This is a genomic window from Candidatus Stoquefichus massiliensis AP9, assembly GCF_000455285.1.
Lineage (GTDB): Bacteria > Bacillota_I > Bacilli_A > Erysipelotrichales > Coprobacillaceae > Stoquefichus > Stoquefichus massiliensis.
In genome coordinates, this window is record NZ_HG005292.1 from 23,644 (window position 1) to 47,028 (window position 23,385).

Annotated in this window: 24 protein-coding genes; 7 read left to right on the forward strand and 17 right to left on the reverse strand. The window is 28.6% G+C overall.

What is annotated here, in order from left to right; all coding sequences use genetic code 11:
• Positions 1-101: 101 nt before the first annotated feature.
• The 6 genes from BN350_RS14030 to ybaK all read right to left on the reverse strand — a co-directional run bounded on the left by BN350_RS14030 (position 102) and on the right by ybaK (position 5,544).
• Positions 102-1,550, reverse strand: a complete 1,449-nt coding sequence (locus tag BN350_RS14030) for an ABC-2 family transporter permease (RefSeq protein ID WP_147573596.1) — start codon at positions 1,548-1,550, stop codon at positions 102-104.
• Positions 1,531-2,415 (reverse strand): ATP-binding cassette domain-containing protein, encoded by an 885-nt coding sequence (locus BN350_RS14035; RefSeq protein WP_028044168.1) that lies wholly within the window; start codon positions 2,413-2,415, stop codon positions 1,531-1,533. Before BN350_RS14035 ends, BN350_RS14030 begins: the two co-directional genes overlap by 20 nt.
• Complete coding sequence (locus tag BN350_RS14040) at positions 2,406-3,095, reverse strand: hypothetical protein (protein ID WP_028044169.1); 690 nt, start codon at positions 3,093-3,095, stop codon at positions 2,406-2,408. Before BN350_RS14040 ends, BN350_RS14035 begins: the two co-directional genes overlap by 10 nt.
• Positions 3,082-3,621 carry an RNA polymerase sigma factor gene (locus BN350_RS14045; RefSeq protein WP_028044170.1) on the reverse strand — a complete coding sequence of 180 codons (540 nt, stop codon included), beginning with the start codon at positions 3,619-3,621 and terminating at the stop codon, positions 3,082-3,084. The genes BN350_RS14040 and BN350_RS14045 overlap by 14 nt, the downstream gene beginning before the upstream one ends.
• 138 nt (positions 3,622-3,759) lie before the next feature.
• Positions 3,760-5,064, reverse strand: a complete 1,305-nt coding sequence (locus BN350_RS20040) for a L,D-transpeptidase family protein (RefSeq protein ID WP_049945581.1) — start codon at positions 5,062-5,064, stop codon at positions 3,760-3,762.
• A 9-nt stretch (positions 5,065-5,073) separates the two neighbouring features.
• On the reverse strand, positions 5,074-5,544 hold the full coding sequence (gene ybaK, locus BN350_RS14060) for a Cys-tRNA(Pro) deacylase (protein WP_028044171.1): 471 nt from the start codon (positions 5,542-5,544) through the stop codon (positions 5,074-5,076).
• 83 nt (positions 5,545-5,627) lie between these two features.
• On the opposite strand from ybaK, the gene BN350_RS14065 reads away from it, so the two are divergent.
• From BN350_RS14065 to BN350_RS14085, 5 genes are all read left to right on the forward strand, one after another.
• The gene (locus BN350_RS14065; RefSeq protein ID WP_028044172.1) at positions 5,628-6,302 is read left to right on the forward strand and encodes a YczE/YyaS/YitT family protein; all 675 of its coding nucleotides are present in this window, start codon (positions 5,628-5,630) and stop codon (positions 6,300-6,302) included.
• A 64-nt stretch (positions 6,303-6,366) separates the two neighbouring features.
• Positions 6,367-6,948 carry a hydrolase gene (locus tag BN350_RS14070; protein WP_028044173.1) on the forward strand — a complete coding sequence of 194 codons (582 nt, stop codon included), beginning with the start codon at positions 6,367-6,369 and terminating at the stop codon, positions 6,946-6,948.
• Between the two features lie 101 nt (positions 6,949-7,049).
• Positions 7,050-7,739, forward strand: a complete 690-nt coding sequence (locus BN350_RS14075; RefSeq protein WP_028044174.1) for a TVP38/TMEM64 family protein — start codon at positions 7,050-7,052, stop codon at positions 7,737-7,739.
• Between the two features lie 77 nt (positions 7,740-7,816).
• A complete protein-coding gene (locus BN350_RS14080; RefSeq protein WP_028044175.1) occupies positions 7,817-8,524 on the forward strand; it encodes a response regulator transcription factor in 708 nt (235 codons plus the stop codon).
• 4 nt (positions 8,525-8,528) lie between these two features.
• A complete protein-coding gene (locus BN350_RS14085; protein ID WP_028044176.1) occupies positions 8,529-10,652 on the forward strand; it encodes a sensor histidine kinase in 2,124 nt (707 codons plus the stop codon).
• Between the two features lie 14 nt (positions 10,653-10,666).
• Here BN350_RS14085 and BN350_RS19365 read toward each other — a convergent pair whose 3' ends face one another.
• The 3 genes from BN350_RS19365 to BN350_RS14100 all read right to left on the reverse strand — a co-directional run bounded on the left by BN350_RS19365 (position 10,667) and on the right by BN350_RS14100 (position 14,822).
• Positions 10,667-12,088 (reverse strand): GntR family transcriptional regulator, encoded by a 1,422-nt coding sequence (locus BN350_RS19365; protein ID WP_044600347.1) that lies wholly within the window; start codon positions 12,086-12,088, stop codon positions 10,667-10,669.
• Positions 12,089-12,325: 237 nt separating this feature from the next.
• Complete coding sequence (locus BN350_RS14095) at positions 12,326-13,735, reverse strand: GntR family transcriptional regulator (protein WP_028044177.1); 1,410 nt, start codon at positions 13,733-13,735, stop codon at positions 12,326-12,328.
• A gap of 79 nt (positions 13,736-13,814) precedes the next feature.
• Positions 13,815-14,822 (reverse strand): YeiH family protein, encoded by a 1,008-nt coding sequence (locus tag BN350_RS14100; RefSeq protein ID WP_028044178.1) that lies wholly within the window; start codon positions 14,820-14,822, stop codon positions 13,815-13,817.
• Between the two features lie 107 nt (positions 14,823-14,929).
• Between BN350_RS14100 and BN350_RS14105 the strand changes: the two genes are divergently transcribed.
• Together BN350_RS14105 and BN350_RS14110 are read left to right on the forward strand one after the other, a co-directional pair.
• On the forward strand, positions 14,930-15,796 hold the full coding sequence (locus BN350_RS14105) for a LysR family transcriptional regulator (protein ID WP_028044179.1): 867 nt from the start codon (positions 14,930-14,932) through the stop codon (positions 15,794-15,796).
• Between the two features lie 19 nt (positions 15,797-15,815).
• The gene (locus BN350_RS14110; protein ID WP_044600348.1) at positions 15,816-16,715 is read left to right on the forward strand and encodes an SIR2 family protein; all 900 of its coding nucleotides are present in this window, start codon (positions 15,816-15,818) and stop codon (positions 16,713-16,715) included.
• On the opposite strand, the gene BN350_RS14115 is transcribed toward BN350_RS14110, so the two are convergent.
• From BN350_RS14115 to BN350_RS14150, 8 genes are all read right to left on the reverse strand, one after another.
• Positions 16,692-17,351 carry an MBL fold metallo-hydrolase gene (locus BN350_RS14115; protein WP_028044181.1) on the reverse strand — a complete coding sequence of 220 codons (660 nt, stop codon included), beginning with the start codon at positions 17,349-17,351 and terminating at the stop codon, positions 16,692-16,694. The genes BN350_RS14110 and BN350_RS14115 overlap by 24 nt on opposite strands.
• Positions 17,352-17,407: 56 nt before the next feature.
• A complete protein-coding gene (locus BN350_RS14120; RefSeq protein WP_028044182.1) occupies positions 17,408-19,006 on the reverse strand; it encodes a hypothetical protein in 1,599 nt (532 codons plus the stop codon).
• Positions 18,999-19,712, reverse strand: coding sequence for an ABC transporter ATP-binding protein (locus tag BN350_RS14125; protein ID WP_028044183.1), 714 nt, complete (start codon positions 19,710-19,712; stop codon positions 18,999-19,001). The genes BN350_RS14120 and BN350_RS14125 overlap by 8 nt, the downstream gene beginning before the upstream one ends.
• A gap of 57 nt (positions 19,713-19,769) precedes the next feature.
• On the reverse strand, positions 19,770-20,423 hold the full coding sequence (locus BN350_RS14130; RefSeq protein WP_028044184.1) for an SdpI family protein: 654 nt from the start codon (positions 20,421-20,423) through the stop codon (positions 19,770-19,772).
• On the reverse strand, positions 20,420-20,692 hold the full coding sequence (locus tag BN350_RS14135) for an autorepressor SdpR family transcription factor (protein WP_028044185.1): 273 nt from the start codon (positions 20,690-20,692) through the stop codon (positions 20,420-20,422). Before BN350_RS14135 ends, BN350_RS14130 begins: the two co-directional genes overlap by 4 nt.
• Positions 20,693-20,803: 111 nt before the next feature.
• Positions 20,804-21,721 (reverse strand): hypothetical protein, encoded by a 918-nt coding sequence (locus tag BN350_RS14140; RefSeq protein ID WP_044600349.1) that lies wholly within the window; start codon positions 21,719-21,721, stop codon positions 20,804-20,806.
• Positions 21,722-21,850: 129 nt separating this feature from the next.
• Complete coding sequence (locus tag BN350_RS14145; protein ID WP_028044187.1) at positions 21,851-22,120, reverse strand: phosphocarrier protein HPr; 270 nt, start codon at positions 22,118-22,120, stop codon at positions 21,851-21,853.
• Between the two features lie 161 nt (positions 22,121-22,281).
• Positions 22,282-23,334, reverse strand: coding sequence for a class I SAM-dependent methyltransferase (locus BN350_RS14150; protein WP_028044188.1), 1,053 nt, complete (start codon positions 23,332-23,334; stop codon positions 22,282-22,284).
• Positions 23,335-23,385 lie beyond the last annotated feature (51 nt).

Below are 23,385 nucleotides of genomic sequence, written 5' to 3' on the forward strand. Positions count from 1 at the left end.
TATTATACAATAATTGCTTATAGAAAACAATTTTCTTTTTTTATTTCAAAAAAGTAAAAAAGATTTCAAAAATACTATGAAATCTTTTTTTAATACTATTTTTAGTTTTCAATGTAAGGTTTCTTTGCATTTCTAACAACCAAATAACTTCCTATTAAAATAATCACAATCCATACTCCTATAACAAATGTTCTTATCATGATAATATGATTTCCTATAAACATATAAGGAAAACCAAAAGAAATATCACCATTGCCTATAAAGTAAGCCATATAGTTCATAAAATTATAGGGATGCAATGCCCTTATTACTGAAGGAATAAATGATAAATCCTTAAATATAAAATTCATTCCTAAAAATACAAACATACAAATCACAACAATAAACCTACTCTTTGTCATATAAGATAAAACCATTGTAATAAAAGCAATTGCGAGTGTTCCTACACTGGACAATAGAATTGTCTGTATAAAGAGACTTGCATAAGTTATGATAACATCTTGGATCTGCGTTCCACCCATTGTCATAACTGCAATATTCCAGTTATGAATTGGTAAAATAAGATAAGTCACTAATAATGAAACAAGTATCTGACTCCATAAAACCCCTAATGTTATAAGAAAACCTGTAATGAATTTAGCAATCACAATCTTATATTTGGTTGTCTGCGTTGGATAAATTATAACATCCATACCATATTGTTTTTCTATTCCAAAAATATTAGCTAATATAACCACAACAACGAATGCTTGAATTAATAGAATAAACTGTAATTGATTCATAAAGAGATTATTAGGAACACTACTATCAAATGTACTAGGAAGTTTATCCATCTCATTTTGAATATAATCTATTAATATCTTTTGTTGTTCTTTGGAGAGTGTATCATCTCTTTGGACCATGACTTGTGCAATTGACATCTTTTTCCCATCAACATTCATTAATGTTGATCTCTTGTTTTGCAAAATTTCATTCATATCCTCTCTCCAGTATCCAGACATATTTTGAAAGATTGCCCTATCATAATTCTCATATGCTAAACTGATAATACTTAATATAGGATCATTTTTATAATAATAATTAAGAATAGCTTTTCCATCTTCATCAGTCATAAAACCATAACTTTTTACATTATTTTTATCCATTCTTTCTCGAAATTCATCCTCATCAAAACCATTTTCTTCAACATCTTTGATATAATCAAGATAATCTTTACCATAAATCTTTTTCATAATTGTTTCATTAAACTCATCTCTTGGATATTTCTTCATAAAATCTTTCAAATCATTGTTCATTTGATCCATTTTCTCTTGATTCCATTCACCCGCATAACCATGCAAGATGTCATCAACAAGTTTAGCTGCCTCAATATGATTAATTTTTTCACCCTCTAAATTGGCATAACTTCTATCCTCATCATAAATTGGTGAATAGTTCGAGACATTAAAATAAATTGAGAAAGCAGATCCTATAGTTAAAGCAATCAATAAAATAAATGTTGCTTTGCTTTTAAAAATCTTTTTAAATTCACTAGTGATCAAACGTTTCATCATTAGGTTCCTCCTCAAAATAATATAAGTACAAATCATCTAAATCAGGGTTCACCAATTGAGCAAGGATATGTGGCTTTTGATCACTCACAATACGCATATGAATACTTTGATGACGATTATGACTTTTCACAACACGTTTTTGTGCCATAATTGCTAATCCTTCTTGTGTAGGTAATTCTAATTCCCATACTTTTCCTTCAACAACTTTTAAAAGTTCATCATAATTATCATGCATAATGATTTCACCCTCTTTCATGATCAATATATCATCAGCAATCGTTTCAATATCACTCACAATATGTGTTGATAACAAAATAATAGCTGTTGATGATAATGATGCAATTAAGTTCCTAAAAATAATTCTCTCTTTAGGATCTAATCCTGCTGTTGGTTCATCTAAAATAAGAATATCTGGTTCATTAAGTAAAGCCTGTATAATCCCTACTCTTTTTAACATTCCTCCTGATAGTTTTTTCATTTTTGTATTCATCTTATCTTCTAAATTTAACTGTTTAACTAAAGTTTCAATACGCTTTTGACTATATTGAGGAGACAAATTTTTTATAATACACATATACTCTAAAAATTCTTTCACTGTATAATGAGGATAATATCCAAAATGCTGAGGCATATAACCAAGATGCGAAGCATAATTATCATATTCATTCTTTAAATCAATATCATCAAAATGAACTTCACCTTCCCCTTTTAAAATCCCACAAATCATTTTCATCAAAGTTGTTTTTCCACTTCCATTAGCACCTAATAAAGCATGAACTCCTGTTTTTAAAGAAACATTCACATTTTTTACAGCATAACAATCATTATATTTTTTATTAATATTTTCTAAAACTAATTCCATAACACTGTACTCTCCTTCCTTTGCTTATATAATAAAATCATACTCACGATATAAAGTATAAAGGATCCACCTACTACCCATAAACACTCTTTCATACTTATTATCACTTCTAAATGAAAATAATGAATACATACAATCACAATACCATATACAACCATATAAATAACCGCAATACCACCCAAATTTCTAATTAACTGAATACATGATAAAGCAATCATTTCAGCTATAAAGAGAGGAAAAACTGTCAACAATAATAAGTAAATAAATTCTTTTGAATTTAATGGCAAAACAAGGAATGTCATCCCAATCATTATCATTTGAAATACTATAATCACAATTGTCCTATACAAAAAACTTCTTCCCTCATTCATATATGAAGTTACCATCAGTTCTTTTGTATGATATAAATCATCTTTCATATTTTCTAATAAAGCTAATAATCCAAAAATCACAAAATAAAGTGGAATACATACAAATGTCATTTGTTGAAACATTATACTCATTATGAGAACTGCACCAAAACTCATAAAAGCAAATATAAATAACTTACAATACTCCTTCACCATATATCTCCATATTAACTGCGAATATCTTGCATTATATTTCTCTTGTATTAAATGTAATTCCTGATGACATGCTTTTTTTGTTTCATCTAATGCTTTTAAATCAATATTCACCATTATCTCCTCCTTCCATGACTTTCTTTAATTGGACTAATGCCTGATAATGCCTTGATTTGATTGTTGAAACACTCAAATGATAAATAGAAGCTATTTCTTTAAATGTGTATTGTTCAAAATATTTCAGTATAATAACATCCTGTTGTACAGGTTTTAACTGATAGATTGCTTTTTGAAGTTCTTCATCTTTAAACCGTTTAATAATTGTTTCATGAACATCAATATGTTCATCTTGAACCAATTCATCTTCTAATAAAAAATGTTTCTTTACATTCTTATAGTAACTTAAACAAACATGACTAGATATCTTATATAAATAATTTAAAACCTTTCCCTCACTTTGATATGTAGGCAATGCTCTTATAAAACGAATAAAAACATCCTGAGTTAAATCTTTTGCAATATCTTCACCCTTCACTTTTCGATAAATAAAGGAATAAACCTGAGGATAGAGAATTTCTATAAATTCATCAAGAGCATGGTGATCACCTTTTTGGATACGTTTAATATAATATTTTTCTTTCATTCTTCCCCTCCTCACCCTACTAACCATTTTAATATAAAAAAAGTCTTAAACTCTTCAAATAATAATATTCAAAATATAAAAAATCGCAATTAATCATTCACATAAAATATCTCTATAGGATAATCCTATAGAGATATTTTAATGATTGACTACGTTATTAACTTGATCAACAATCAAAATTGTTGATGTATCAATATTTTGCAAAAGATAAACCATTTTTGCTTCTGGAATACCTATACAGCCCATTGTATAACTTCCCTTTGAACAATGTAGAAAATAAGCACTTCCAACTCCTGAAACATTTCCAGAATTATAATTGAATGAGGCAAAATAATTATAACTACCTGGATAATCAATCAAATGTTCATCATTATTTATTGAACATGCACTATGATCAGTAACAGTATCATCTACAAACTGATTATAATATTGATCCCCACACCAGTAATGATGTTCATTAATTTGAGTATATGACATTTTACTTCCTGGATTGTTTTTTATTCCATAAGCATGCGTAAAATGATATGTTCCTACTGGTGTCCTTGTAGAATACTCACTTCCTTGCCCCATTCCTGCCTTACCAAGTTGACAGTTCACTTTCAGCTTTTCAATCCATTGATTACCATTCTTAACAAAATATTGAACAATTCCTTTTCTTGAACGAGAACTTGTTGAAGTTACAGTCACTATTTTATTGGCATTCTTAGCACTTCTTGTTTTCGCAATAGTACTTGGAAGTATGTAAGAATAATCTGATTGTTGTGGTTCTTTAGATGTTTCAACTTCTGGTTTTGATTCTGGTTTTTTTGTTTCTTGTTGAGTAGGTACATCAGGTTTTTCTTTTGAAATAGTCGTTTCTTGAGATTTTGCTTTCTGAATAGGTTCTTTCTTCTCTTCTTTAACAGATATTTTTAAATCTTTTTCCGTCTTGTTTTTATTTTTGTCTACGGCAGTATAATGAATAGTATAAGTGCCAGCCTTCTTCATATTAACATCACTATGGTATGTATAGTACAAATAATCATCAGATTTAACCTCTGATTCTTTTTTATATTGAATATCTCCATCTACTAAATCTTTAACTGCATTTATATAATTGAGAGCATCATATTTACTATTATATTCTATTTCATCTTTTTCTTTTTTGAGTTCAATAATAGGCATTTGAGTATCTTTGACCTCAATTTCATATTCAAAAGATTTCTTTTGCTGATCCTTTTCTACAACAAAAGTTAACTTATGTATTCCAATAATCGAAGTATCTAACTGAGGATATTCTTCAATATGCCCATTTGTTTCATTAACACATTCCTTGGTATCAAACAAACTCCCATACTCAACATTCTCTATTTTCTTAAATGTTAAAGTCGTCTCCTCTGGCTTTGATGTTTGACATCCCATTAATAATCCAACCATCAATATCATAATCAATCCCTTTTTCATTATATTCCTCTATTCCTTTATAATATGAACTATCTTCCCATCAACACAAGCTATTAAATCTTGTGGGTTTAAAATAACTTGCATTCCTCGTTTTCCAGCACTTACAGCAATCTGATTTTGATTCAAAATATCTTCTTCAAAATATGTGACAAACTTCTTTTTCATTCCAATTGGAGAACACCCTCCACGCACATAACCAGTCAGTCCTAACAGATCTTTTTGATGAATCATCTCTACATTCTTTTCATTTGATACCTTTGCTAATTTCTTTAAATCAATTTCTTTCAAAACAGGAATACAACATACAAGATAATCTTTTGTACCTTTCAAAACTAATGTTTTATAGATTTGATTTGCTTTTAAATCTACTTGATCAATAATATGCTGACCACTTAAATGATCCTCGTCGTAATCGTATTCCTTTATATCATAAGGAATTTTTTCTTTATCTAAAAATCTTAAAACATTTGTTTTTTTCACTTTTTCACCTACTTATCTTGTTTTTTTCTATAACAATATTATAATATGATTGACTATAAAAAGAAAGTATTTGGGAGAAGGATATGAAATATTCAAGACGCTTTATAAAACTATTTTTAGCAATGCCTGTTTTTGCTTTTGGGGCTGCATTAAGTATTCAATCAGGAATTGGTGTTAATGCATGGGATACATTTGCACTAGGTGTTGCCAATGTTTTACCATTACGATATGGAACCGTTGTTTTGCTGACAGGTATTATTGTATTACTTGTTGATTTATTCATGAAACAATCTATTGGAATAGGAACTTTGGCTGATATTTTTATTATTGGAAAAACAACAGATTTAATATTGGCTTTCAATATTATTCCAAAAATAGAATCTTTACCAATTGCTATTATTTGTTTAGTGACAAGTCTTTTTATTCAATGTTTTGGTGTTTATCTATATTCAAGTGCGGGCTTAAGTGTAGGCCCTAGAGATGCAATGATGATTGCGCTCGCAAAAAAATTTAATCATCTTTCTATTGGTATGATTAAAGGTATAATTGAAGGTACTGTATTTGTTATTGGATTTTTACTAGGAGCACCCGTTGGTATTGGTACTGTCATTAGTGTTTTTGGAATTGGATTTATTTTAGAATTTACACTTAAATTATTCCATTTTGATTTAAGAAATGTTTCTCAGGAAAACCTTATGCAAACATCTTCTCATCTTTACACTCTAACAAAACAAAAAGTATCAAACGAAACCTTATAACATAAGGTTTTTTTAATGCAAATTTAGACAAATTTTGTTATACTGAAAGAAAGGATGTGACATTATGAATAATAAAGATAGATTTTTAGAAATCTATAAACAATATATCCATAGAGAAGGTAGTGAAAAATTATTAGAATTTCTTTTGTCTAAGAAAAGTGATTTTTTTGATGCTCCAGCTAGTGCTCGTTTTCATGGAAGTTATGAAGGTGGATTATTAGAACACAGTTTAAATGTCTATGATTGTTTAAAGGATTATTTATCAAGACAAAGAGTTCAAGAAATTTATGGATTAAAATATAATGAAGAAAGCATTGCTATTGTAGCGCTTCTCCATGATTTATGTAAAATTAATTGTTATAAAAAAGGAACGCGAAACGTGAAAGAGAATGGACAATGGATACAAGTTCCAACTTTTGAATATAATGATACATTACCCTATGGTCATGGTGAAAAGAGTGTTTATATGATTAGTGGGTATATGCGTTTAACAAGAGAAGAGGCATTTGCAATTCGTTATCATATGGGATTTTCAGGCAGTGAAGATTCAAGGAATGTTGGTGCTGCATTTGAAATGTTTCCACTTGCTTTTGCTTTATCTACTGCTGATATGGAAGCCACTTATTTTATTGAAGGAAAGAAATAATATCTTTTCTTCTTTTTTTCTTTAGAAATTCTTTTTTTATTTCAAATGTTTTCCTTAATGAATAAAGTGCATACTAGAGATGTACGATAGGAGTGGTAAAAATGATGTTTTTAAAGAAAAGAAAAAAGGAAATATTGGTGAGTATTATTTTAGTGAGTTTTATGGCTATTGCATGTTTGATCTTTTATCAGCCAATGATGGATCTTTTCAAAGAGCCTCAATCAATACGTCTGCAGTTACAGAACTTTGGTATATTGGGTTATTTTATTTTAGCAATGATTATGGCCTTTCAGGTTATCTTTGTTTTCTTGCCAGGAGAGATCATTGAAATTATGGCGGGATTTATTTATGGACCAATTGGAGGTATGATTGCTTGTTTATTAGGTAGTGCTATTGGTTCAGCACTTATTTATTATTTTGTAAAAAAACTAGGTAAGCCTTTTATTGATAAGTTTATAGGATTAGATAAAATGAAACAGATTCATTTCTTAGATGATCCTGAAAAAAGAAATATCTTATTATTTATTGTTTTCTTTATTCCAGGAACCCCTAAAGATATACTCACTTATTTTGTTCCTTTAACTGATATGAAGTTCTCAACTTTCTTATTTATTACAACAATCGCAAGAATTCCATCTATAATTACAAGTACAATTGGTGGACATGCGATTGGAGTCGAAAACTATTTATTCTCTATTATTGTCTTTGTGATTACAGGATTGATATCTCTTGGTGGTATTTATATTTATAAGAAATTAAATGAAAAAAAGACAATTGAATATCATCTTTAGAAATTCTTTCGAATTATCCTCTACATTTTTTCTTCATTTTTTATTATAATGGTGAAGTAAAGTGAGGGAGATTATATATGGAATATACTGTTTTAGTTGTTGAAGATGAAGTAGAAATTTGTGATGCGATTGAAATTTATTTAAAAACACAAGGGTATCGTGTTTTAAAGGCACATAATGGACAAGAGGGCTTAGATATTGTTGATCAGGAAACAATTCATTTAGCAATTGTTGATATTATGATGCCTGTTATGGATGGTATTGCTATGACAATGAAAATGAGAGAAAAGCATGATTTTCCAATTATCATGTTATCAGCAAAATCTGAAGATATTGATAAAATTACTGGCTTAAACATAGGAGCGGATGATTATGTGACGAAACCATTTGTGCCTATGGAATTATTAGCTCGCGTATCATCACAGTTAAGACGATATTCAAAATATTTAAATGTTGTACAAGATCAACAGCAAAGTCAAAATAGTTATATTGTTGGTGGTTTAGAACTTAACCTTGATACTAAGCAAGTTACTGTTGAAGGAAAAACAGTTAAAGTGACACCTATAGAATTTAAAATATTACAATTACTTATGGCTTATCCAGGTAAAGTATTTTCAGCAGAAAATATATATGAAAGTGTTTGGCAGGAAGATGCAATTAGTACTGATACAGTCATGGTTCACGTTCGTAATTTACGTGAAAAAATTGAAATTGATCCAAAAAATCCTAGATATTTAAAAGTTGTTTGGGGAATTGGATATAAAATTGAAAAACAAGGCAGGTAAAAATATGAAAAAAAATAAATATATAATGACTCTCATTCTTATTATCATTCTCCTTTTGAGTAGCATTGGTATGTATATAGCTTATCCAAGCATTCATAACAACGTATCTAAAAGTGACCAGGAATACAATATTACTGCTTATATGTCAGATGAAATATTTTATTCAAATTATGCGATTAGTCAGGAATTAGATAAAAAAGCAGAAGAAAATACATCTCTTGATAGTTATATAACTGCTGCTGATAATACATCATCACGTTCTTATAAATATGATTTTATAAATAGTGTACAAAGAAAGCAGACAGATCTCATGTCACAAAATGATTTTGTATTTAGTGCTAAGAATCTAAAAACTGGAAAAACATTATCTAATACAAAAGAAGATATTCTAGACATTCATTCACAACCTGAAATACAAAAACAATATCAATGGTATGTGCATATTGAATTCAACAGTAATGGTCAAATCACATATCAGTCAAATCTTCGTAATCAAGAATCTATTGAAAATCAAATAAATAGTCTGTTCTCAAATTATAATCAAGATAGCAATGATTATGACTATGATGTTGAAGACTATGTACATGTACAAACACAATTATCAAATCTTAAAGATATCTCTATAACCTATGCGGTAAGTCAAACAATCGATTCAACAAGCGATCTTTCATTATACTTATCAAATGACTCAGCATCTGACTACATGCGTTTTGCTGTTCCTTATATTTTAGGATTATGTGCTTTAGTATCTATCATTATCTTCATAATTCCATTACAATATTTAAAGGAAATTAAATTCTTAGATATTACTTCAAGAATTAAATTTGGTTTCCTTGCCTTGTTCTGGTGTCTGATAGAAGGATCACTCTTAACAATTTCACCTTTTATGATTCGTTCTATATATTCACATGAGTTTATAGATTTCTATAAAACATTTGGTATGGAGAATTTCTCAGACATTTTAACACCATGTATTCAAATTGGATTCTGGTTTATATTCTTTACTTTGATTATTGTTCTTACTTATATGATTAAATACCTCTTTCATAAAGGAGTTAAAGCATATTTTAAAGAGAATACTTGTTTAGGATGGATATTTATTAATAGCCATAAACTTATCAATAAAGTGATTAATATTGATTTAAATGATAATATTAATCGTTCTGTATTAAAGATTGTTATTGTTAATTTCTTTATTATAACAATTATTAGTATCTTCTTTGTCTTTGGTTTCTTCTTTGCTTTTATTTATTCAGTTATTATATTCTTCTTATTAAAAAATAAATTTACTGAAATAAAACAGGATTATGAAGTTCTCTTAAATGCTACAAAAAGATTATCTAATGGACAATTTGATGTGGATATACATGAAGATGTTGGTATCTTTAATCCATTAAAAAAAGAATTTGCTCATATTAAAGATGGTTTTGAAAAAGCCGTGAAAGAAGAAGTTAAATCACAGAAAATGAAAACAGAATTAATTTCTAATGTTTCACATGATTTAAAAACACCATTAACTTCTATTATTACTTATGTTGACTTACTAAAAAAAGATCAATTAACAGACGAAGAACGTAATCAATATATTCAAGTCTTAGAACGTAATTCATTAAGACTCAAAAATTTAATTGATGATTTATTTGAAGTGAGCAAAGCAAATAGCGGAGATATTAAACTTAATTATGCTGATGTTGACATTGTATCCCTTATTAAACAAGCCGAATTAGAATGTCAGGATAAACTTGATGAAAAAACATTGAACATTAAAATGACCACTTCTGATGATAAAATTATTCACTCATTAGATAGTTCAAAAACATATCGTATATTTGAAAACTTATTTATTAATATTTCTAAGTATGCATTGGACCATACAAGAGTCTATATCGATGTTATTGATGCCCCTGAAAAAATAACGATTATATTTAAAAACATCTCTGAACAAGAAATCACTTTTAATAATAAAGAAATTGTTGAAAGATTTGTACAGGGTGATAAATCAAGAAATACAAAAGGTTCTGGTTTAGGGTTAGCCATTGTCAAAAGTTTTACAGAACTACAAAAGGGTGAATTTCATGTTGAAACCGATGGAGATCTCTTTAAATCTGTTATAGTCTTTTATAAATAAATTATGGGATGTCATTATGACATCCCATTTTCCTTATATATGAATTCTTTTGCTTCAAGTGATGCCTGAAGTGTTTCTTTAATAGAATAGCATATTTTAGAAACGTTTTGTGATTCTAAAGCACAATATAATTCTTTTCTTATCCTTATAAAATCATATTTTGATGAATCTATAAACTGATTAATAAATATACTCCAAACCATTATTTTTATAAGTTCTTCATATATAACCTTCAAACATTTATTACTTTTTGAAAAAATATAATTAGTTAAAGGTTCTAATGTAAAAACTTGAGTATTTTCAATAGATTTTTTAATTTCTATAAGATCATCCTGAGAAGCTTTTTTTAATATTTTTGGTGCAATACATTCAATAATTAAAGATAATAACTCAACAGAATAAAAGTATTGTTTTATATAACCCATTATATCTGAATTATAAATAACCTGCTTATTATTTAATATATCATTAATAATAACAATCGACCCTACTCCATTTATTGTCTCAATGACTTTAAATTCTCTTAATACATCCAATGACTTTCTTGTTGTTTTTTCACTTACATCATATTCTTCAGATATTTTTTGAATAGAGGGAAGTTTTGTCCCTTTATGATATTCACGATAAAAAATCTTTCTTAGAATACTTCCTACAACTTTTGTATAAAGATAATCCATATTCTTGTGAGATATCCAGACAAATTCTTTTTCTTGTGTGACTGTCATTCCCTCACATAATTCATTAATATAATTCATACCATTATGAGAACTGCCTATACACATCTTTGTGATACCTTTTTTGATAATAAATTCATTCTTTTTAGAAAACTTTAAAATTGCTTTCATCATTGTTTTAAGCATTTTTAATGATTGCTGTAATTTATGATGATTATCCTGATCATCTATAGTCGCTGGGTTCACAGAATACATGATTGTTATAAATATATCATTTAATAAAGGGTTTTCTAATATCGAGAATGCCTGCAAGTAAATATTATACAATTCTTCAACAAGTTCCCTTGCATTTTGAATGTTTTTTGTAGGTAACTGATCAACCTTTAAATTCAATTCTTCCATTTGTTTAGGGGTTGCTTTTGCTAAACATCTCACAACAACTTCAGGTAAAATGAGTTCCATGGTTTCATAAGCATCTTGGAGCATCTTTTTTCTATTCACAAGTTCTTGTTTGTATTTTCTAAAGTCTTCTGGATTATTGATATTAAATATAACTTTTGCCTGAACACCTTTTTTTACAACAATATAACCATCTTGTTGTAATTCATTTAAGGCACTACGCATTGTATTTCTACCGACTCCATATTGCTCACACAAATCAAGAAGTGATGGTAACTTATTTTGATATGTATAATGGCCATTATACATATCATTTAAAATCATACGATATACATACATATATAATTTTTTATCATTTTCCACTACAACATCACTCCTTACCTAGTCTATAGTATATAACGAATACGAATGAAAAGAAAGTATGTTCCACTTTATATATTTTAAGAGAAGAAACTTCTACATAGTTTCATAGAATAGTAATCTATCCAGTCCAAATTCAATATAATTCATTAATAAACTAAAGTTTATTTGTTTAATTTGAAATTAAGAACATGGTAATAAAAAGATGGTTCTGATTACACTCACCCATCTTTCTATAGATTACTTAATATATAAACGAATACCTTCTAATGATGCTTTTAAAATAACTTCTGTAATTTCACTCACTTTTTGAACATCTTTTTTATTTAATGCATTAAATAATTCCGATTGATACAAGCGATAATCAAGTGAAGGAAAAGTAATTACACGCCCCAGAAAAATATTCCACCCCATTGGATTTTTTAATTCCTCAAGAACATTTTGTAAACAAGGATTACATTTTGAAACAACATAATCATAGAAATGTTCCAACGTTGGAAAATCATCTTGTTGTGTTTTCTCATTAATCATCAAAAGATCTTTATCAGTAATTGTTTTTAAAACTTTAGGAATAATAATTGGCATAATTAATGAAAGTAATTCAATAGAATTATAAAAAACTTTAATATTATTTTTAAAGGTTTCATTATTAGAAAGAATAGATTGTTTATAATGATTATCTACTATGACTTTAGACCCTACTCCATTAATTGTTTCAATAACATGATATTCTCTTAAAAGCTGCAAAGATGTTCTAATTGTTTTTTCACTGACTTCATATTCTTCTGCAAGTTTAGCGATTGAAGGCAGTAATGTATCCTTGACATAAATTTGTTTTTGTATAGCTTTCATAATCTTCAAAACAACTTTTATATATAGATAATCACGATTATCATGACATATCCAAATAAATTGTTTTTCATTCTTGACTGACATACCCTCACAAAGATCATGTATATATTTCTGAGAAAGCTTAGCATTTGCTTTACACATCATAACAATAATATATTTTACAATAATATAATTCTTATTTTGGGTTGCTTTTAATAACATTTTTAATGCTTTTTGAAGCCTTTTAATGTTTTTCTTTAATTCATTATGTACATGTTCTGTATCAATTAATGGTTGATATATTGATGACATAAATGTTATAAACAAATCATTAAGTTGTTGATTTTTTAAAGTAGAAAATGCATATAAATATATATTATAGAGTTCTTGGATCATTTCATTTTCATTAGTAATATAATCATAAGAAAAATGGTCTATTTTCTTTTGTAGTTCATCTAATTCTTCAGTTGTCATGCGTTGTAAACAAATGACACTAATTTCTGGTAAAATGGTTCCCATTGTATGGAAGATATCTGTAATCATTTGTTGTGAATCTTTAATTGTTTGTTTATATTGTTTCTGTGTTTCAAAGTTATTTAAATCAAAACAAACAGTTGCCTGAACACCTTTTTGCATAATAATATAGCCATCCTGTTGTAAAAGAATTAAGGCATTACGTACAGTGTTACGACCAACATGATATAATTCACATAATTCTAATAATGGTGGTAATTTATCTTGAAAATTGTATTTCCCATTGTATATATCACTTAATATCATACGATAGACATACATATATAAATGATTCTCTTTTTCCATAAAATCCCCCCCTCTACTCTCTTTATAGTATATACTTTTTAGGCAATAAAATAAAGAAAAGTATTCAAATTTGAATACTTTAATGAAATAATATGCTAATTAATATTAATGCAAAAATAACTTGTGATGTTCCTGTTAAACAACCATATAGCATAGCTTTAGGACCTTCTTTAATTAAGTCTTTAAACTTCACTCGCATCCCGATAGCTGCTAAAGCAATGATTTCAAATTGTGAACTGATTGTTTTCGCAGTTGTTGATAAAATTGCAGGAATAATGCCTGTACTATTAATAATACTAAATATAAAGAATCCAATAACAAACCATGGAACTTTAGCTTTGACTTTAGCAGCAGTACCCGTCTTTTTTGCAAATAAAGGCTGATTCTCATCTAAATTCATTTTGGCATATATCAATGCTACCGCAACCACAAAGATAATTCTAACAATCTTAAAGATTGTTGCAAATTCTACGACTTCACCATTAACCATAACTGCTGATGCAATAACTTGTCCAATGGATTGAAGAGTTCCTCCAATCATGGCTGATGTTCTTAATGTTTCATGATTATATAATAGCCCTGTAATAATAGGTAAAATAACCATAAGTATTGTCCCTGTAACATTTACAATCGTAATAGATATACCTTTATCCTTACTATCTGCATCAACAATTGGTGCAACGGTTCCAATGGCAGATGACCCACATACAGCATTCCCTGCACACATCAGTAGAGAAAACTTTTTTGCAAAACCCAACTTTCTCCCAATAAAATAACAAGCACTGATTGTTAATGTCATCTGAATAGCTATAAATCCAACACCATTAAATCCAATCCCCATTATATCAGCCAAATGTAATGTTAAACCTGTTAAAACAATGGAATATTCTAGTAACTTACTTTCTGAGAATTTTGTTCCTATATTAAAGATCTCTTTATTTAAAAAAGTATTACCTGCTAACATTCCTATTCCAATCGCAAATAAAGCTGCTCCAATGCTTGGAAAAAACTTTGCAATCTGTTGCGCTAATAAACCAATAATGAGACAAACAATAAATCCTGGTAGTAATTCTTTTATCTTATTCATATAATCTCCCCTTACATGAAAGCATTCTACCATATTTTAACTATAAATAAAAATTATAATATTTTATTTATCATAAATATATATTATAATCTAAATGAGGTGATATGATGATTGATATGAAATTAAAAACTTTTATCGAAGTTGTAGATTGTAAAAGTTTTACACAAGCTGCTATGCATCTTCATTTAACCCAGCCTGCTGTTACACAGCATATTAAACAATTAGAGAGTTACTATCAGCATAAACTGATACAAAATCCACATAAAGAATTTGAATTAACTGAAGCAGGCCATCAATTATATGAATATGCCAAAATACAAATCCACAATGAAGAAATCTTTGAATCCCAACTCTACAAAGTGGCAATGCCACTTACTGTTGGAGCCACTTTATCCATTGCAGATTATTATTTACCACAGATTATAAGTCACTATGTGACTCATTCTCTCCAACGTTGTCAAATTTATGTACATAACACTCAAATGCTTATTCAAGAAATGATAGATGGTCATATCGATTGTGCTTTTGTAGAAGGCCAATTTGATTTACAATTATTTGAATATCATTTATTTAAAAATGAACGATTTATTGTTGTCGCAAGACATAATCATCCTTTAGCTCACAAAAAGATAACTTTAAGTCAATTATTATCCTATCCACTCTTTGTTAGAGAAAAAGGCTCTGGTACTCGAGCCATTCTTGAAAATTACTTACTACAGAGTCTGTATGATATTTCATCATTTCATCAAATCATTGAAGTGCAGAGTATGACAATGATCAAAAAGATGATAATGCAGACCTATGGAATAAGTTTTCTCTATGAAGGAGTTGTGAGTGATGAATTAAAATCTGGTCAACTCATTCGTTTAGATTTAGAAAATTTTGAATTGACACGTCCTATGCATTTTATATATTTACGACACAATCTCAATAAACAGCGTTATCTTGAATTTTTTCAGCAATTAATACAATAATACATAAGGAAGTGATATTATGCGAGAAGATATAGAAAGTATACAAAAAGCAATTGTAAATGAAAAACTGGTAATCTTTGTAGGAGCAGGCATTTCAAAAAACTCTGGTGTTCCCACTTGGGGTCACTTAGTACGTACTTATGCAAAAAAACTTAATTATACACAGTGTTTATCTTGTCATTTCAAAACAGAACAATGCGAAAAAACATGTCCTCATCAATATCGTTTTTCTACTGATGAATATATTAAGATTCCTCAATATTTTTACAGTCATGATTCATCTGAACATCATCAGGACTATTATCAGCTTTTAAAACAAGAATTTGATAAAGATTTTCAACCTAATTTACTCAATGACTTAATTGTTTCATTAGAACCAGAACATATTATTACAACCAATTATGATCATCTTTTAGATCATTATCAATATGAAGTCATTCAAAGTGACCGTGATCTGTTAAAAGCAACATCTAATCATTATTTAATTAAAATGCATGGAGATATTGATGATTTAGAAAATATTGTTTTTAAGGAAGATGATTATTTAAGATTTTCTCATACTCATAGTTTAATCGAATTATATATAAAATCATTATTGATTGATCATACTTTCTTATTTGTTGGTTATTCTTTAAATGATTATAATTTAAAAATGTTTTTAAGCTGGATTGATTATTTAGGGCAAGAGAAAAAAGTTCAGGAAAATATGCATATGAACTATCTTATCACATGTGATATTTTACCAGAACAAGATTATCTGATATCTTATTATGAACAGAAACATATTCAAGTGATTAATCTTAACAATCTCAGTGATGAATTGTTAGAAGCAGCTCGTCTTGTTCCCTTATCAGATGAGATTGGCCAAAAAACATATATTTGTTTACAAAAATTATTAAATATAGAAAGAAACATGTAACCCCTGATATTCCTGACAAGGTAATGTTGGATGGGGAATACCTTTTAGTTTACCTTGTTGAAATGCTATGACATCTTCTAGACAATAATCGATAAAATTACTCGTCAGAGGATATTGATGATGACTTGGTAAAATCACATCAATATTCTCCTTTTCTTTATGTAGTTTTTGAAGACTTTGTATATAGTGATTCAAATCACGACGTTCTCCAAACATATAAATTGGTCCAACTTGTACTGTATCCCCACTGATTAATAATTTTTCTTGACGATCTAATAAAGCAATACTTCCAGGTGTATGCCCTGGTATTTCAATCACTTCAAAATCATACTTTCCTACCATAAAATGATCATGCTCTCTTACATTATAAATTATTATATCATCTTCAAGTAAATAATGATCTTGATGATGCATATAACATTCTTTAAAATCATGAACCCCACCACGATGGTCTCCATCTCCATGTGTCAAAATAACTTGGATAGGTAAATTCGTTATTTTTTTAATTTCTTCATATATATGATTTTCCTGAAAACCTGTATCAATTAAGAGAGCTTTATGCTTATCTACAATCAGAAACTCTCTAACTCTACCATCATCTAAAATATAAATATCATGAAACTGTGTTATTTCCATATAATATCCTCCTCACAATTAAGTATAATGCAAAAAGTGTGGTCAAACCACACTTTTTATAATTCTTGAAATCTTTGAATTCCCCATGTCATTAATAAATAATAGAGAAACACATTAATCACAATAATCACTGCAAATATAAAATAGACATATGCATTTAATGATAAGAAATTATCCATCAAGAAATATCCACCAACCAAAACAAAGACTAATCCCATTGAAATAAACATTGTTAACATAACAGGCATACTTTGTTTCACACAAGCTGTTTCATTGACCCAATCAAATTTAGGTTTCCATAAATTCAATACCAAACCTAATAAGTCAATTGCAAGTGTAAAAAGCACAGGAGCAAGTAAAACCATCAATGCATCTAATGGACCCACTTGAAAAATAATAATTTCCACAATTGAGAATATCATACCAAATGGAACACACAAAAGAAAATGCATCAACATCTTTGAATTTAGAATATCTTTAACTGGAATAGGTAATGATTTAATAATCCATAAACGATCTCCTTCTAATGAGATAGAAGAAGCACTAATAATATTGAGAGAGCCCACAGCAATGCCTGCAATACAAAGTAGTGGTGTTATCATTTCATTCACAACAGATGGCATCATTCCTAATAACATAACTATATCTTCCTGATAGATCAATAAAGCGCCTGTTGCAATTAAACACATTACAATACCCATTGCAGCATTTAACATAACCATTGCACTTGAAGTAAAATGTTTGATTTCTCTTTTGATTAATGCTGTCATCATAGAATTGGCTTTCATTGGTTTTTCAACATATTCTATCTTCTTTGTCTTAGGTTTTGCAGTCGCAAGTTTAATAAAACTTTTAGAAAGAATAACAATCACAATAGCAAATGGTACCAATGCACAAACCAAATAAATTAATAAACTCAAGATATCAGCATCATAGATAGCAAGCGCCATATGATATAAAGGATAAACACCTTGTTCAATGGCTTCAGCAATGCTTTTTCCATTTTGAATGAGTAGTCCAATATACTCTTCAACAGAACTCACAGCATACATATAGACTGCAAAGAAAGCAATAAACATGATCATTGTAATCAAATTTTTCATTCTGATATGACGCATAAGATGCGTTAATAGCCAGCTAAATAAGCAAGATACTGCTAGCACAAATAATGGTAATGTTAAGACAACTAAGATGAAAGCAATAATTTGCATTGGATTCATACCTATTTGTGTCATATAGACAAATCCAGCCGGTCCAGCAACTAAGATTTCATACACATAATTCAATATCAATACAACAAAAATACGACTTAATAAAATATCCCTATTTTTAATTGGCATTGATAACAAAATATTATTATCTTTTGCTTCATAAATTTCATGCTGGACAATAAAGACACTTCCAATAAAACATAACATAATAATCATAATTCCCATAATAGCAAAGTATAACCATTCTATCTGCATCAATTGCAGTGGTTCAATTAACGCAGAAAACAGCATACCAAACATCATAGAAAACACAACAGCAACATAACCAAATAATAATATCATTAAAATAATCTTACCAGCAGATGAACCTGATGATTTTTTACTATGCTTTGTTTGTCTTAATAAGATTCCCTGTAATCTTATTTTAATTAATGTCTTAAGCATTGTCGCTCTCCAATTCTAAGAATACATCCTCAAGAGACTCATTATGAGTCACATCTTCAGTACGACCACTTATAACTAACTTTCCTTGTTTAATAATAGCAATTCTATCGCATAACTTCTCAGCCACTTCTAAAACATGTGTAGAGAAGAAAATAGCTCCACCCTTATCACAGAATTCACGCATTAATCCTTTTAGTAAATGCGATGCCTTTGGATCTAATCCAACAAAAGGTTCATCCATAATAATTAATTTTGGTTCATGAATAAAAGCTGAAATGACTGCTAATTTTTGTTTCATCCCATGTGAATAAGCACTAATAGGCTGTGCTAAATCAGATGTCAATTCAAGCATATCTCCATATTTTTTAATACGTTCCTGTCGTTCTTCTTTAGATACACCATAGACATCAGCTACAAAGTTCAAATACTGAATGCCAGATAAATACTCATAGAGATCTGGATTATCTGGTATATAAGCCAATATTTGTTTACATCCTAATGGGTCAGTCTTAATTGATTTCCCATTAATATAAATATCTCCTTCATCAAAAGGCAAAATTCCAACAATAGATTTTAGCGTTGTCGTTTTCCCTGCACCATTGTGACCAATAAATCCATAAATATGACCATCTTCAATTTCCAATGATAAATCATCTACAGCCTTATATTGATCATACCTCTTTGTTAAATGTTCAATCTTTAACATAATACCCCTCTTTTCTTATAAATAATTATTTTTATTATTTATATTATAATTATATATTTACTTTCTATTAGAGTCAATATTTTTCGTATTGTCTCTTCGATAAATCAGGTAAGAATAAATCATCATGAAAATGACATCTCCAACCAATAAAACAATCATAATGATAAATGTATACGGAACTTGCAGTAAAGCACAGATGACCATAATCATACCAATCAGTATCCAAGAATATCCACCTATTCTATGCGTTTTCTTCCAAACATATTCATTGGATAAAGTCCATGGTGTCTTAATACCTAAGAAATAATTCTGTGGAATTCTTGGCATATAATTCCCCATACCTATAAAGACAACTCCCAATAACACTAACAACAAAAACTTTACATTTGCATATGGGTGTAATGATAAATAATAGAAAAATCCAGCCATGCATATAAAGAAACATGTTAAACCATATCTAAAGATATTATATGTCTTTTGACGGTTTTCTAAATTCTTACGACGAGGATCAATCCTCTGCAATAATGACATCCCATAATATACAACAACTGGCAAGAATGCTAACATGAATAAATAATAACGACTGCCATATCCATCAACTTGCCAATTATAGTCCCAATGCATTGGTAATGTCTCAGGCATAAAGAAGATAATACCAACCAATATTAATGTCATTATCCAAACAAAAATATCAAAAGTTTTTTCTTTCATTTTGAATCATCTCCCTTATCCACAAAATTTAAAAACCACTTCATCATATCCTGAAAAACTGTCATATCAATGCTATAAACAATATTTTGTCCCTGTCTCTCATCCATAATCAATCCACTATTCTTAAGAATCGCTAAATGATGAGAAATAGAAGGCTTTGTGATTTGAAAATAATCTGCTATCTCCCCAGCATTTAAAGGTTTATCTTGTAATAATTCTAATATTTTCCGTCTTGTTGGATCACTCAACGCTTTAAATGCATCTCCCATAATTCACCCTCCCTTAATATTTAGATGTTTATCTAAATATCTAAACAAATAGTATCACTATCCAATATAAAAGTAAAGAAAAAGCATAAAAGAGTATATCTTTTATGCTTTCTAAAATACTTTTTGATTCTTTAACATCTTTTCTAACATACTTCTAGAAACACCAAAACGATCACATAAATCATAGAGATACTGTTGTAACTCTTCTGGACTCTTACCACGTAATTCATCTTCATTGATACCTAACATGTTCATCATGCTTTGAATTTGATTCATTGTTTGAGGATCTCCTTGACGATATTTATTCATTAAATCATCATAATATGATTGAGCCTGATCAAATTCATTATTCTGTGTGCTAGTAATTTGTTGATATATATCAATCAAAATGTCAATCTCGTCACTATCTAACTCTAATTCATCAAAGAATTCTAAAGCTTGTTTACATAAAACCTCTATTTCATATTGATAATCTTCATCATTCATTTGTTGAATTAATGAAATATTATCAAAGAAATCTTTGAGTTGATTTTCTTGTGAAGGTGTTAATATAACATCTTCATATTCATCATTTTGAATATCTTTTAAAACTATAGTCATATAGTTTTCTATCTTTTCATGAAGTGTCATCATTGTTTCTACTTCTATACCTGTTATCTTTGATAACAAATCTATAAATAATTCTTGATCTAAATAACGATTTTTAAAGACATATGTTTTATTATTCGTTTTAATTGTTGCAACTTTATTTTGATGACGATGTTTTTCTATAGATAATGATATAATATCCTGATATGCAAATGACCCAGTTTTAACAAATTGAAAGTAAACATGTGTTTTTGTGATAATCATTCCTTTTGAACCATCTTGTTGTTCACTAGCATCAATAAACCCCAAAACATCATAATCACTATTACTACCATACAAATAAAGTGCCTGCCCTATACTTTGAGGTAATTCGTTTAACTTATAAAACTTAGCCTCATCTACTAATGACTCATTCATATACTCTAATATTTCTTGATTCATACTATACCTCCTCTTATAAACAAAGATATTCTAACACATTTTAAGATAGAAAAAAACCAGATGATATATCTGGATAAGATAATAGGACCACATATATGTGGTCCTAAATATATCTTGTGTTGCTATATATTATTCAGCAACTTTTTGTTCTTTGATAACTTTTGCAATTGAAGCAATTACATCTTTTTCATCTTCACCTTCAGCTACGATTTCTACTGTAGCTTTAGTTGGAACACCTAAAGACATAACACCCATAATAGATTTTAAGTTAACTTCTTTTTCATTGTAAACTAATTTAATATTACTAGTGAATTTGCTAGCTTGGTTTACTAAGATAGTTGCAGGTCTAGCATGTAATCCTACTGGATCTGAAACTACAAAAGATAATTTTTCTGCCATTTGATTGACTCCTCCTTAATAATTTATAGTCTTATTATAACACAATAAATTTACATTTCCATATTTTTTGAAAAGAATTTATGCGCTTTCAATATATTTTTTTGTCAAGTGATTTGATAATACTTTTTCGATATTTTTTTGACAAGAAAAGCCCAAAAGTATTAAGAAACTTTCTGGGCTACAACTAAGAATTTATGTGTTGTCATTTCAAAATAATGATGTTCTTTAATGGCCTTTAATGCCTTTAAATAGAAGACTTGATATTTATTAATATTTGCAACATCAGGTGATACTTTTTTAAAATAGTTTAATATAGCAGGTACACTATGGAAACGAATTGTCCCATAATCTTCAAACTTATCAACAATTTTTAACCCAATACTTTCTAATGTTCCAGCACATGAATAAGCATCCCATGACCCTTTCATACGAAATGGCATATATAACTGAACAAATTCTTTAAGATTTGCTGTTCCATTTTGATTAACTAAGAAATATCCACCAGGTTTAAGAACTCTTTCAATTTCTAATTTATCATAATTTGAATTTTCACACATAACAATATCAATTTTACCATCTTTAAATGGCATTTTTCCTGTTGGTGTTAATGTTGTTAACTTAATTGGTGTTCCTGTAAATAATGGTTCAATATCTTTAGTATCAGCATATGGTTCAACAACAAAAGTTGCTGCTGGTAATGGTTGAAATTTTCTGGCAAACTCACCATTATCAACACTTACAAAGGCCAAATGATCTTCAGGCTGTAAGTAGTTTCTAAGAATGGATTCTTCATTATACTGTACAGGTGATTCTTCATATGTACCTGTTTCATTGAATGATCTTTGAGCTATCTCTAACAATTCGTTCTTCAATAATTTTGCATCTTCTATATCTTTACGACATCTTTTCTTACTATAAACAAGAATTAAGTACTGAACAACAGCATCAGCAACAATTCCCATTGCTAAAAACAGAACAAAATAAATAAACCATGTTACAGAAAATATTTCTTCTGGTGTTGATATTAAATAACAAATAAAACAAATAAACAACATATAACCAACTCGATTATAACTAAATGATTTATCTAAAGATAAAAACCAATTCACATTTTCTGCTTTTACCATCTTACTTCTTGTTATCTCAAAAAATACCAATTGCATCAAAAACAGCATCACAATAAATGATCCTAATAAAATCAATAAATATTCCATAAATTCTCCTTACTTAATCAATTCTCCTTCAAAAGTATAATAAACATGATC